The 12,727-nt window shown below is 66.1% G+C and carries 14 protein-coding genes; 11 read left to right on the top strand and 3 right to left on the bottom strand.

The window, feature by feature from the left end; translation table 11 throughout:
- The first annotated feature begins 1 nt into the window (after position 1).
- From ACH45N_RS09075 to ACH45N_RS09055, 5 genes are all read left to right on the top strand, one after another.
- The gene (locus ACH45N_RS09075; protein WP_397393074.1) at positions 2 to 808 is read left to right on the top strand and encodes a hypothetical protein; all 807 of its coding nucleotides are present in this window, start codon (positions 2 to 4) and stop codon (positions 806 to 808) included.
- A gap of 87 nt (positions 809 to 895) precedes the next feature.
- Positions 896 to 1,402, top strand: coding sequence for a hypothetical protein (locus ACH45N_RS09070; protein WP_397393073.1), 507 nt, complete (start codon positions 896 to 898; stop codon positions 1,400 to 1,402).
- Entirely contained in the window at positions 1,377 to 2,141 is a 765-nt protein-coding gene (locus ACH45N_RS09065) for a hypothetical protein (protein ID WP_397393072.1), read from the top strand. Before ACH45N_RS09070 ends, ACH45N_RS09065 begins: the two co-directional genes overlap by 26 nt.
- Before the next feature lie 55 nt (positions 2,142 to 2,196).
- Positions 2,197 to 2,805 (top strand): hypothetical protein, encoded by a 609-nt coding sequence (locus ACH45N_RS09060; protein ID WP_397393071.1) that lies wholly within the window; start codon positions 2,197 to 2,199, stop codon positions 2,803 to 2,805.
- Positions 2,802 to 3,602, top strand: a complete 801-nt coding sequence (locus ACH45N_RS09055) for a hypothetical protein (RefSeq protein ID WP_397393070.1) — start codon at positions 2,802 to 2,804, stop codon at positions 3,600 to 3,602. The genes ACH45N_RS09060 and ACH45N_RS09055 overlap by 4 nt, the downstream gene beginning before the upstream one ends.
- 150 nt (positions 3,603 to 3,752) lie before the next feature.
- Here the strand turns inward: ACH45N_RS09055 and ACH45N_RS09050 are convergent, their stop codons facing one another.
- Positions 3,753 to 4,235 (bottom strand): hypothetical protein, encoded by a 483-nt coding sequence (locus ACH45N_RS09050; protein ID WP_397393069.1) that lies wholly within the window; start codon positions 4,233 to 4,235, stop codon positions 3,753 to 3,755.
- A 264-nt stretch (positions 4,236 to 4,499) separates the two neighbouring features.
- Here ACH45N_RS09050 and cutA point away from each other — a divergent pair, with 264 nt between their 5' ends.
- Positions 4,500 to 4,841, top strand: a complete 342-nt coding sequence (gene cutA / locus ACH45N_RS09045; protein ID WP_397393068.1) for a divalent-cation tolerance protein CutA — start codon at positions 4,500 to 4,502, stop codon at positions 4,839 to 4,841.
- A 201-nt stretch (positions 4,842 to 5,042) separates the two neighbouring features.
- Positions 5,043 to 5,576, top strand: a complete 534-nt coding sequence (locus ACH45N_RS09040) for a flavoprotein (protein WP_397393067.1) — start codon at positions 5,043 to 5,045, stop codon at positions 5,574 to 5,576.
- A 23-nt stretch (positions 5,577 to 5,599) separates the two neighbouring features.
- On the opposite strand, the gene ACH45N_RS09035 is transcribed toward ACH45N_RS09040, so the two are convergent.
- Positions 5,600 to 6,808 carry a tetratricopeptide repeat protein gene (locus tag ACH45N_RS09035; protein ID WP_397393066.1) on the bottom strand — a complete coding sequence of 403 codons (1,209 nt, stop codon included), beginning with the start codon at positions 6,806 to 6,808 and terminating at the stop codon, positions 5,600 to 5,602.
- A gap of 507 nt (positions 6,809 to 7,315) precedes the next feature.
- Between ACH45N_RS09035 and ACH45N_RS09030 the strand changes: the two genes are divergently transcribed.
- Together ACH45N_RS09030 and ACH45N_RS09025 are read left to right on the top strand one after the other, a co-directional pair.
- Complete coding sequence (locus ACH45N_RS09030) at positions 7,316 to 8,437, top strand: HAD family hydrolase (RefSeq protein ID WP_397393065.1); 1,122 nt, start codon at positions 7,316 to 7,318, stop codon at positions 8,435 to 8,437.
- Between the two features lie 303 nt (positions 8,438 to 8,740).
- Entirely contained in the window at positions 8,741 to 9,571 is an 831-nt protein-coding gene (locus ACH45N_RS09025) for a radical SAM protein (RefSeq protein ID WP_397393064.1), read from the top strand.
- A gap of 2 nt (positions 9,572 to 9,573) precedes the next feature.
- Here the strand turns inward: ACH45N_RS09025 and ACH45N_RS09020 are convergent, their stop codons facing one another.
- Positions 9,574 to 10,296, bottom strand: a complete 723-nt coding sequence (locus tag ACH45N_RS09020; protein WP_397393062.1) for an ATP-binding cassette domain-containing protein — start codon at positions 10,294 to 10,296, stop codon at positions 9,574 to 9,576.
- Positions 10,297 to 10,331: 35 nt separating this feature from the next.
- On the opposite strand from ACH45N_RS09020, the gene ACH45N_RS09015 reads away from it, so the two are divergent.
- A complete protein-coding gene (locus ACH45N_RS09015; protein ID WP_397393060.1) occupies positions 10,332 to 11,165 on the top strand; it encodes a phosphotransferase in 834 nt (277 codons plus the stop codon).
- Positions 11,166 to 11,368: 203 nt separating this feature from the next.
- Complete coding sequence (locus ACH45N_RS09010; RefSeq protein WP_397393058.1) at positions 11,369 to 12,724, top strand: hypothetical protein; 1,356 nt, start codon at positions 11,369 to 11,371, stop codon at positions 12,722 to 12,724.
- The last annotated feature ends 3 nt before the right edge of the window (positions 12,725 to 12,727 follow it).

Genomic DNA, 12,727 nt, shown 5'->3' with positions numbered 1-12,727 from the left:
GATGATCATGGACGCCGACGGCCCCTGGACGGCAGCCGCGCGGCTCGTCGTTGATCGCGAGCAGACCGGGCAGGAACACGGCGTCACCGACGACGGCGTCACACTCTGTGGCTTGTCGGCGAACCTGATCGACGTCTACCGGCATCCGTTCAACGGCCGTGGCCGCGCCGACTGCCGCACGTGTACCCGTCGGCTGTACGAAGCCGCGGGTCTCGCAGGTAAGGAGCCGCCGCCGGATGCGTGGGTTCGCCCGCTGCTCCGTTGGACGGCCTGGGTCACGAACGGTGCCGACGCAGTCAGGGTCACAGACGCCCTCCGACACCTGCTGACAGGTAGAGCCATCACAGCGGTGCGCTACGCGGACCTGGACTATGAGGGCGAGCACCCGTATTGGCACGAGGGCGACCGAGACACTGTCGGGCACGGACTGGAGCTCGACCTCGACGACGGCGCGACCTGGTCGGTGATCTGGGAACAGCAGGAAGATAGCGCTGGCCTCGGGATCTGGACCGAGCCGCTCATGCCTAACCACCTGCAGTTCGCCCGGATCTGGAACGTCACTCGCCACTGGCGCCGGCGCGGTCCGCGCACGATCTCTCAGATCGAGACCTTCTGGTGGCCCGAACGGTCGCAGGGAGACGGTGGCCCGTCCAGCGCACTGAGCCTGGGAGGACTGGTACTACACGACTTCGACCGCGACCGACGAGCCATCGTGGTGATCGACGAGCGCTTCGACGTCCGCATGTACTTCTCCCCCAGAGGCGCACGTCGCGACGGATACTTCACCGACAACTACGTCGGCCTGTAACAGCTCTCGCATCGACATCATCCGCAGAGCTCGACTCCACGCGCCCGTGGGTAGTGCTCGGCCAAAGACACCGTGGGAAACTCCCCCGTGCGCTACGTGACCGTGCAGTCGTCCAACGGCGGGACGATGACCGACGTCCATCCCTATCTCGAGTGGCTCGGCGAACATGCCCACGAGCTGCCTCCTGGTGCCCGGGCCTTCGCGCTCGACCCGGAGCACTACGACTTTTCCCATACGTGGTCCCCGCGCAGTGCGTCGCTCGACCAAATGTCTATGCGATTTACCGACGACGGTGTTGAGGTCATCCTCGTCCTGGCCGCCTGGGGCGGGGCTCCACCGGAGTTCGTCCTGCGGTACCACGGTGTGTCCCATGTCGAGGCCGACGGCGACCACGGCGGCCGCCCGCATTCGGGACTACTTGTCGACGAGCTGCTACCCCATCCTGACGGCGTGAGGCACGAGCTGGAGTTCACCGGCGGCACCATCACCGTGGTCGCGCGCGACCTGACGGCTGGCTGGCGCAGAAATGCTGGCCCGGAGAGCCCTCGCGATCCACACGATGAAGCTAATGAGCTGGAAGACCACACGGACTGACATGGGCGCGTTCAACTCGCTCGATGTGACGATCGCCTGCCCTTCCTGCCAGGTGATCGCCTCACGCGAAATCCAGTTCCGGTACGGCGCGGTGTGGCAGTACCGCTATCACCTGGGCGACGTCCTGCGCTGGGGACACAACGACGTCGGCGATCCTGCTGCGTCCGACGTCGTCGTCGACGCCTGGTTGTGCGAATGCCCAAGCTGCGACCATGACGGACGCATCGCCCTCTACGTGCGGCACAACACCCTGGCCGCAGTTGGTCCTGTCGACGACGTACCGCTGCTCGCTGAACTTGAGTGGCGTCCTCTGCCGCGCGGCGGTATCGACGAGGCACACCCGGCGTCTGGGAGCACCGACAAGCGACTTGCTGAGCAACGCGGGCGAAACCGCCTGATGGATGCCCTTGCACCATTGGCAGCCTGTGACAACGGCGTTCGCGGAGGAGGCGACGAGCTCTGGCAGGCAGCGATCAGCAGTTGGGTCGATGACGCGGCTCCTTGGGCGTGGACGTCATCGAGCGTCTTCAGTGCCGCAGAGGAGGAACTGCTGAAGGATGTCCAGACCATAACCATTGTGTCTCGACACGAGATCGCCGGCCCCAGCCCCAGCGATCTCCTTGCGTCCAATTGGGCACTACGGATCCGCGAGCTCGCGGCGCCAGCACTCCATGTAATAACGCACGGGGTCGGTTCTCGACGAAGACGCCGAGACCGAACCGAGCGGGCATCGCGTTGATCTGCACGATGCGGATCACGCACCCGTCGCCGAGGTCGGGATACCGCTCGGGACCGTGGTGGAGTCCACTGTGGTGTGCCATCACCAGTTCGGCATGGGCGTCTGGGCCGCTGGTCATGACCAGTTCGGCCACGTGAACGTCCCCGCGATCCGAGACGGAGGCATCCGCAGCGCCGAGGACTTCCCGCCGATCGGCACGCGGATCCGAGCGGTGGTACTCGGGTACAGCGGACCAAGTAGGCAGCTCCGCTTGTCGTCAAGACCGTCGGACATTCCCGGGTTGACCGAGCATGGCAAGGCGTTGCTGCGGCAGATCGTTGAGGCGGTCGGTGCCGGAGACATGGATGTCGACGATGAGCACGACCGGTGGCGGGTGTACTGGGATGCCGTGCCGCACGAGGACCTACGCGTGCTCCTCAAGGAGGTCGCCGGCGAGGGAGAGGAACTGTCACGGCAGATCGTCGTCGAGGCCCTGAAGTATGTCGACGAGAGCGAAGGTCGCACCTGGGTCGACCTGCTGCCGCAGGGCCAGGGCCGCGACTTCGCGGAGCGCCGCCTGCGGGAATGGGCGCTCATCCGTGAGGTCGTGAACCGCCCACGAGACATCGCAAGCGACCTGCCGGACCTCACACCATGGTGCCAGCGCCGTCTCATCGAGAGGTGACCTCACACGTCACGCTGAGCGACCTGGCCGAGCACGGTTGGTCCAGGAGGATCCGGCATGCGGCCCGCGAGAAGCGCGACGGTCGATGGAAGGGATGGAACTTGATGGGCGCCTCGAACCTGCTCTGGGATGCGCGACGCTGGTGGGCGCGGGTGCCCTCGCGCGCATGTGAGATCGTGGCAGGGGTCCGGGGACTCCAGATGCCGCAGTCGGACGGGTCATGGGACTGGTTCACCGGCGCTTGGACGGCAGGTGCAGGCGACGCGATCCCGGTGTCGTGGTCGGTGCGCCCGCACAACGCCGAGCGTTGGGTCCGGTTCCACAGTCTTCCCGACTCCAAGCGGTACGCCGATACCGAGGACGAGTACCAACTTCTCCTCGACCGCCATTTCCAAGTGCTGACGGCCCTGCGAGGCGAAGACAGGAGCGAGCTCATCGCCGTCCATGCGAGGTGGGACGCACGCGGCCGTTTCCAGGCCACGTCTGAGTTCCGCCGCGTCGCCCAGGACTGGGATTTCTGGCGCATATTCAGCGACGAGCAAGAGGACGAGGCGGACAACTTAGCCACGCTGTACGCCTTCGTCCGGCAGCTTCCCCTAGACCGCGATGTGCTCGATCCGCTCTTACGTCGGGTGGCCGACGACATCGATCGCACCGTGTTCACTAATGAGGCAGTCGAGTGGATCTACGCGCCCTATGACGGCGGTGCGGACGTGATTGCTCGGACCTCGGCGGATCGTGACGCCCTGCGTAGCCAGCATGCTGGCTGGCTCTCTAGCCACCCAACAGGGATGTGAGAGACATTAAGAGCGCGGTGCCCCGGTGTCGTACTCCGCATCACCGCGCACAGTTATCTCGGATCTGGGAGCCATTTCGCCAGCTCCGGATCGGTGCGTGCCGCGATCACTCTGCTAGAACTCTTAGCACCGTCGCGTCATGATGCATGGCTATGCACGGGCCGAACGGAATGTCTTTTGAAGATCCTGCGCGGTGGCGAGTAGCTCTTCGAATGCCTCGACAGCCCACGTTGCGGGAGCGATTGGTGGTGTGCCTTCGAGGTGGGCGATCGCGGCGGCCACGATCTCACACGATTGGTCCCGACGAGGCTGATCGATGATCCGCTCGAGGTAGGACTCCATCGCTCCGGGAGCGTCCAGCCCTGCGAGCACCGAGCTGACGGCCGCGAGTGGTAGCGCGGAGTCATCACGGTGCGATTCGGCCATACCGACGACGACGGCGTCGCGGACCTCCTCCGCAGGGACTGCCAGGGCAAACCACGCACCCATAGCCATCCGCCGCCAGTCCCCTGTGCTCAGCAGCCACCGCACCTCGGCCGCGGTGATCTTGCCGCTTGCGCGCACAAGGCCCCGTTCGACGTCGGGCAGATACGCGGGCGCACTGGCACCGCTCATCTTCAGATAGAACGGCACGACGAAGCGCCTGTCGATCCGCCCTGGTCCGCGCCTCACACGCCGACCCACGAGCGGTCCTCGGCCGGGACCTGCCCGAGCTCACGCAACGCCGCGGCCCAGACGACGAACATCCGACGTGCGGTCCAGAAGCCGTTTGATCGCACCCACCGTCCTTCTGCCTTCTCGCCAGCGCGCGTCTGGCACCGCACCAGCGCCCAGGCGAGAATAGCGGGCACGCGTGCCCTCATCTCACGCTTGCCCGACGCCGGTACGCTCGCTGCCATGGCGAACGATCCGGGCGACGTGAAGTTCGTCCAGGTAGCGGCGACGTTTGATGCCGTGGAGGAAGCCGAGGCTCTCGCCTCGTCAGCTGTCGAAGCGCGGCTCGCGGCATGCGCGCAGGCAGAGGGCCCGGTCACGAGTGTGTACCGGTGGGACGGCGCGGTTCAGAAGGACAAGGAATGGCGCGTCACATTCAAGACCACAGCCGCCCGTGCTGACCGGCTCACCGAGTACATCATGCGGGAGCATTCCTACGATGTCCCGGAGGTTCTGGTGACGCCCGTGATCGGCGGAAACCAGCAGTACCTGGAGTGGGTGCAGAACGAGACACAGCAGGAGTGATCATGCGCGTGGTCGACCGGAGAGGGTAACGACCGCGCGCACGCTCTGCGCACACCAAGTTGGCCGCACACCAGAGTGTGCGACCGTATCGATGCAGGTCAGAGTGCGCACACCAACTCGTCGCCTGCCGCCTTCATCCTCGGCTCCCATGACGAGCGCCGAGAGCCCAGCTACAAGGCGGAACACAGTAGCCTCGGAACTATGAGCTTGGGTGTGCTGTACGTCGTGGTGACCGGTGCCGGCGCGACCCGACAAGTTCCGTCGCGGCTGTTGCCCATGGCTGCCGAGCGAGGCTGGGACATCCACGTTCTTGCGACCGATCAAGCGCTGAGCAGCTTCCCCGAGACGATGCGGCAGATCGAGGAGATCTTGGGGCGTCCGGTGCGGACGGACTTCCACACCACGGTCGGGTACTCGCTACCTGACGCGGACGCCGTGATCGTGGCACCGGCGACGTACAACACGCTCACGAAGTGGGCGCTCGGCATCGCTGACACCTACGTGCTGACCCGGTTGGCCGAACAGATCGGCCGCAACATCCCGATCACCGCCGGGCCGTATATCAACGTGAAGTTCGCTGACCACCCGACCTATCAGGGCAGCCTGGCGACTCTCAAGGAGTGGGGCGTGAACGTCGTGATCGGCCCGAGCGAACCACACGAGTCGGGTGTGGGCGCCGCAGATGACTTTCCTTGGGAAGAGATCCTGGACACGCTCACGCCCGCGGACACGTAGAGCGCCCGTCGAACCGCGAGCCGTCAGGGGCTCGCGCCGATCCAGGCGTTGAACCGAGCCAACGGCTTGTTCGCATGCCGGTGGGCACGGACGAGCATGCGCAGCACTTCACGGGTGGTCGGGTGGTGGCGCGTCTGCTGCGGAGCAAGTTCCCGAGCCCGCTGAAGGCTCGCCAGCGCCTGGTCATGGCGGCCCTGCCAGAGATAGGCCCGGGCGATGTCCATGAAGTGATGCCCGGTCCGAGTGGGCGGGAACCCGTCGGGGATACGGAGATCGCGAGCGAGGGTAAGCGCCCGAGGCCCGTCACCGAGCTCGATAGCCGTTGCCACGTCGTGGAACCCGGTGTTTGTGGGACCGAACGCAAGATTGCGCCAGAGGTGGTCCGTCTCGACCCGGAGGTGGTCGGCAATGCCCCGAGCCTCGGAGATGTGCGCACTCGCCCCTGCGGCGCTGCCAGCGCGCGCGGACAGGTCCGCGGACCGCAGATGCAGGGATCCGATCATCCGCAGAGTTGCGACGTCTCGTGTGGGTTCGGAGTCGAGCACGGTTCTGGCGCTGTCGATCAGCCGCAGTCCGACGTCGTATGTCCCATGGCGGAGCATCGACGACGTGCGGGTATGGGCCGCGAGACCGACTGCCAGAGGGCTGCCCCACTGGGCTGACGTCCAGGCGATCCGGTCGGCGACGATCGTGGCCAGGTCGTCGTATCCGGTGGCGTGCAGAATCGACATGGTCGGGTGCAGCACCGTGGCGACGGCGTCGAACAACCGCTCTTTCTCTGCGGCTGCTGTCGTCGCGTGGATCGCAGCGGTCATCTCCATGAGCAGAGCAGGTACCCGCGCGAGCGCCTGCACGTTGCGGTCCACCTGGCGCAGATGGGCCACGGCGCGGGCGTCCGCAAGGATCTCCGCTGCAGAACGGGGCGGTGTCTCCAGGTCAGGGGGCACGTCCCAGTAGTTGAGTACGCGCCGGACCGGCGGGATCAGTTCGTGGATCGCATCGCGGTGCGGTCCGTTGAGGTCGTAGGGCTGCCCGGTCAAGGTCGTCACGTCGACCGCGAGAGGTTTCGCCACAGCGGCGATAAGGACAGGTGTCGCGTCTCGGGACTCCTGCTCCACCTTGCGGAGCAGCGACAGGCTGATCGATGCCTGTTGCGCCAGGGCAACCTGCGTCATTCCGCGTGCCTTGCGGAAGTGCGCGATGCGCCGGCCGATCGCTTCGTCGTCGTCCATTGTTTGATCCCTGCTCCGGGAGCGTGACGTTCGCGAGCCTAAACCTCGGGGCCGAGCCTGCCGAGAGATGAGCGTCGGGTGACACGTGAGTGTGTCACTCCCGGGTCTTCCAGCACGCCGACAGTAGATCCTGGGCGGCCCGTGATCCCTCGGGCCGATGACCGGCACAGCCGAGCGCGGGTGCGTAGGGGGAGCAACGATGGGCCTTCAACTTCACCGACAGGACGACACGTCGAACGCCTTGGATCCGCTCATGTTGGCGATGAGAACTGCGGTCGAGGGCCTTCGATTGGTCGGGCCGGATCTCGTCGAGATCGTGACGCTCACTCGGGGTCGGATCTGTCTGCAGCCCACCGACCTCAACCAGGGCGAGCAACTCGCGCGAACCTTGGGATGTGAGGCCCCACTGGACCATCGCATGTTCGTTCCCGGGCACACGCTGTGGACCGGTGAGCGCGACGGCCTGGAGGTCCAGGTCCGGTCAGCGCTGCGACAGGTAGCGGTCCGATGAGCGCCGCGACCACCACGTCCGCTCGCGTGCTTGTTGCACTCGATATCGACGGAACGCTGATCGACAGCGATCGGCGGGTTCCGCCTGGCACGGTCGAGGCGCTGGAGCTGGTCCGTGCGGCCGGCCATGAGGTCGTGCTCGCCACAGGCAGATCGCTGGCAGGGCTGCTGCCGATCGCCACCAGGCTCGGGCTCACGCAGGGATGGGCTGTGTGCTCCAACGGCGCCCTGACGGTTCGCCTAGACCGGAGTGCGCCGTCGGGCTACAACGTCGTCGAGGCGCGCACCTTTGCCCCCTCTCCCGTCATCGGCCGAGCCCTGGACGTCGCACCGGGCGTGCGTGTCGCGGTTGAGGAGGTGGGATGGGGGTGGCGCACTAGCAGCGCATTCGAACCCGACGAGCTGAACGGACAACAGAAGACGGTTCAGATGGCCGAGCTGAAGTCATGGCCTGCAACCCGGATCGCGCTCCACGCGCGTGAGATCCGCCGCTGCATGAGTGATCTGCGCGCGACGGGAGTCACCGTCGCCCCACAGCGTCCCGACTGGCTCGACATCACGGCTCCGGGCGTGAACAAGGCCGTCGCGCTCGACGTCGTGCGGGCCCACCTGGGTATCCCGGCGGATCGCACGGTCGCGGTCGGGGACGGCATCAACGATCTCGACATGCTGGCCTGGGCCGATCGCTCCGTCGCGATGGGGCAAGCACCAGAGACCGTGCGCAGCGCCGCGGATCAGACGACCGGCACCATCGACGAGGCCGGCGTGCTCTCTGTGTTGGCCTCGCTGGTCCCTGCGGTCGACGGTGCGTTGTCACCGTTGGCCGCGCAGATCGCGACCGCAGAGCGCACCACGCCGGGACCCGTCGTGCTGCGGGTGTGGCACGGCAGCGGGCCGGATCTGGCCCGGTGCGAGGCCTGGACCTTGCAGGGCGGTCGTTGGGTTCGGCATGCGCCGATCCCGTCCGGAGTCGGGGCCACCATGCGTGCTATCGAGGCCGCCGCGTTGGAGGCCGGGCTGCCCTATCCGCGTGGGGATGAGGGACGACGTCGGGCGCAGTGGCGCAGCGTCACCGGTGACGGACCTGCCGGGTTCGAACTTCCGTTGAGCGCGCTCTGACCGAGCCCTGTTGATCTTGCGGCTGGGCGCATCCCTGTCCCGCCTCGGGCGGGCTGTCCGCCGTAGGCCCGCCTCCCCCAGGGCGGGTACCCCAACGCGGGCCGGGACTATCGCCCTGGTCTCGGCCCGCACCCCCAGGCACCACCGACATCACCTGGAGGAACAGATGACCGCAACGACCGAACCAACGACCGTCTCCCGCGCGGCCGGCCTGGACTTCGTCTGGTTGGAGATCACCGGCAAGTGCCAGCTGGAGTGCATCCACTGCTACGCGGAGTCCGGACCTACTGGCCCCACGGTGCGATGCAGCGCACCGACTGGCTCGGGGTGATCGACCAGTGCGCCGACCTCGGCGTCGGGATGGTGCAGTTCATCGGCGGCGAGCCAACCCTGCACCCCGACCTCGCAGATCTGGTCGAGTACGCCCTGGACCATGGCCTGGAGGTCGAGGTCTTCTCCAACCTCGTCCACGTCTCGACACGCATGTGGGACACGTTCACCCGCCCCGGCGTGCGGCTGGCGTGCTCCTGGTACTCAAGCAACCCCACCCAGCACCAGCTGATCACGGGCCGGAACACACACGCCCGCACCCGCGCGAACATCAGCAAGGCCCTCTCCCACGGCGTCCCGCTCCGTGCGGGAATCATCGGCATGCTCGACGACCAGAACGTCGCTGCGGCGACCGCGGAGCTGGAAGCTCTTGGAGTGGCGAATGTCGGGGTAGACCATCTCCGACAGGTCGGGCGTGGCATCCGCGACCAAGACGCCACGGTGGCCGAGCTGTGCGGCGGGTGCGGTGACGGCGTCGTAGCGATCGGTCCCGACGGCGCCGTGTGGCCGTGCGTCTTCACGAGGTGGATGCCCGTTGGGAACGTCCAGGACGCCCTCCTGAGCGACATCCTCGACGGACAAGCTCACGCGGTCGCGACTCGGGAGCTGCGGGCGGAGTTCGACCGCCGGGCCGAGCCACACGCCTGGGGATGTGGCCCGGACTGCCAGCCGAACTCGAAGTGCAACCCGATGTTCCCCTCCTGCAACCCGCAGGCGTGCAACCCGCACGACAAGACCTGTTCCCCGAACTACAAGAAGCCCGGCGAGCCTTGCAACCCATGGCGGTGCGGACCCACCAAGTGACCTCAGTGTTCGTAGAAGGACCCCGGTGCACGCAAGAACCTGCGCCACAGGTTCACCGAGGCGAGGTCCTCCCACTCACGCTCACCAATTCCCTCATCGGTCAGCTCGATGAGCTGGGCACCGGGGATGGAGGCCACAAGAGGTGAGTGGGTGGCGTAGATGACCTGAGCACGGTGCTCGGTCACCAAGTCCTGAAGCCGGTACAGAAGCTGCAGGGTGGACTCGAACGACAGCGGCCCCTCGGCCTCGTCCAGTAGATAGAGGCCGGGGCCGCTGAACTGACCAGCGATGGCCTGGAGGTAGGACTCACCATGACTAACTTGCCACGACGCGTTCCCATAGCCCGGCACGCCGTAACCGGTCATGCGCCCGAGCATCTCGTGCGCCGTCTCAGCCCGCAGGAAGAACCCGGTCGCCTTGCTCTTGGTCATGAACCGGCCCGCCAGCGTGCGCTCCAGGGTCAGGACCTCGCCCAGCGGGCTCATCTCCTGGTTGATCGGGTAGTCGCGACCGCTGTGCCCGCCGCGCACGTCGATGCCGTACTGCTCGGCGATCGCTTCCAGCAGGGTGGACTTGCCGGCTCCGTTGCCCCCGACCAGGATCACGATGTCGCTGGTGAACTCCAAGCCCTTGTCCAACAGCTGACCGATCGCCGGGACCGTCCACGGCCACACGCCCCGATCAGCCACCAGTCCAGAATCCACACCCACCCGTTCGATCAACACCCCACCAGGCTAACGACGCCTGCGCGGAGAGGCACATGACCAACGAGCACCGCGAACGGCTCGCCGCCTACCTGCACGACGCCGCTGACCGCCTCGGAGTGGCGATCGAAAGCGAGAGGGTGCACGGGCTCTACGACCGCACCATCGCCGCCCGTGTGTCCGGGCCGGCCTGGCTCCGGCTCACCACGGAACAGCCGCGCTGGACCGACAAGGACACCATGTGGGACGGCATCGCCGCAGCAACCGGTGAGCCCTTCGACGACATCCCTATGCCGCGACACGTACGCTCCGTGATCTGGACCGACGACGGCCTCGTCGTCCGCGCCGACCTGCTCACCTACGTCGGTCAACATGCAATCGGAAAAGGACTTGTTCTAGACCGTGAGGTCGATCTTGGTGACCACTGGTGGCAGGCGCTGCAGACCGGACTGGAGCCTCTGCAACGCATCACCACAACCAAACGCGTGGCCGCGGACCCCCGCGAAGGTTCCTTCCGGAACCACTTTCTCGCTTCCTTCGGGGTCAAGATCGAACCCGAGCGCGTCGAGATGGCCATGTCCCACGGCGACCTGCACTTCGGGAACCTCACCGCGCCCGAACTGGTCATCCTCGACTGGGAGAACTGGGGGTGGGCGCCCGCCGGTTACGACGCCGCACACCTCCTGTGCTCCGCGATTCTCCAACCAGCGATCGTCGCCAGGGTCCGGGCGGAGTTCGCTGGATTGCTCGATACCTACTCCGGAGCGGTGGCGGTGCTCACGGCCGCGTCCAAGTATCTTCACCACGTTGAGAGCGGCGAGTTCCCGTCCATCGCCATCCCGATCCGGTGCTACGCGGAGACGGTCATCCGCGATCACCTCGCGGTGTAGCGGCTCCTGCTGGGCAGCAGCCAGGACCACGCCAGCGTGCGTTCTCCGTCGGCATCGCTGACTCCCGGGCTGGCAGGAGCTGTGCAGTTGGGTCTTGTACGCGAGGCCAAGCGGAATCCGGACACGTTGACTGTCAGTACTGGCATGGCGAATAACGGTGTTCGGTATTTGTCCCGGCTCCTCCGGCGGCTAGGGTCTGGCGGGTGGGATCGGTGTGGAGTGTTCAGGTCGGCGGGCAGGCCATCCCGGTATGGGGCAAGAACTACGTGCCTGACGAGCTGATGCTGCTTTTCGCCGACGAGGACCGCTTCGTGGATGCCGCGAAGCTCGCGGCTTGGGCTGGATACGAGAACCGGACCGCGGACGCTCCAGAGCCTGACGAGTTGCCCGCATCGTGGTACCGCGACCTCATGGGCTACTCGGCTACGGCTCCAACCCTGCGCAAGCGTCTCGCGCTTCAAGGGTTCTCGTCCGATTGGGTCCGCAGGCTGAGCACGGCGTTCTTCGACGATGACGAGCAGCGAGACCTGCGCACGCTAGGCCAGGGGGGCACGGCAGCGTATCCCGACGGCGCTGCAATAACGGCCGCGCTGTCCACCCGCTCTGGCCGCGCGGCTGGCGCGGGCTTCTACCCTGATCTCCGAGAGCAGCCCGAGGCTTACTTCCTATACGAGCAATGGGAGCTGCTACGAGAGGCTTTCGATGATCCGAGGTTCGCGCTTGCGCTCTCGCTGTGCCGGACACGCGCGGCTACCGAGGTCAGGCTCGACCTCACCGATCTCGTGCTCGGCGGCTGGCTTGCGACCGATGAGACTCTTCATCGGGAGGCGCGCACACGGATGTCCGCCTCTGTTGCCGCCGACGGAGCTGTCATCGTTGTTACCGAAGGTTCAAGTGATGCCCATCGTTTGCGCCGGTCGCTGGAGGTTGCCGCGCCCGAGGTGGCTCATCTCTTCAGGTTTCTCGACTTTGATTTGCGCCCTCCTGGCGGAACCGACCGCGTCGTTTCTCTCACCAAGGGCATGGCTGCAGCGGGAATCATGAACCGCATCATCGCCGTGCTCGACAACGACACGGCGGGGCGCGAGGCTGCAGCGCAACTGTCGAATGTCGGCCTCCCGCCGCAGGTCGTGGCTGTGTGTCTCCCAGAAGTGCCGTACGTAGCCGAGTATCCGACGCTGGGTCCGTCGGGACATGGAACTGAGAACGTGAACGGCCGCGCGGCCTCAATGGAGTTTATGTTCGGTGAGGACGTTCTCCGCAACGCTGTGGGCGGACTTGCCCCGGTGCGCTGGCACGCCTTTAACGTGAAGATGAGCGACTATCAGGGCCGCTTGGATACTTCCGACAAGATACGTGTTGGTCAGCGGATCGACGCGGCGCTTTCGGTCGACGCTAGTGACCGCGTGCCGAATCAGGTCCGGGCTGGGTGTTTCCGGCTCGCGAGAATGCTGGTCGATGCAGCCGATCCGCGGAATCGCATTCCTGCATCTGAGGGATCGATATTAACTCAGATGTGGAGGCGTGATCCGTTCAGTGACATTCACATAAAGCCATGATCC

Origin of the sequence: Promicromonospora sp. NPDC019610, from assembly GCF_044389365.1 — a bacterium.
Taxonomy (GTDB): Bacteria; Actinomycetota; Actinomycetes; order Actinomycetales; family Cellulomonadaceae; genus Promicromonospora.
The sequence above is the reverse complement of the archived record's forward strand: the minus strand, read 5'-3'. Positions and strand labels throughout refer to the sequence as shown.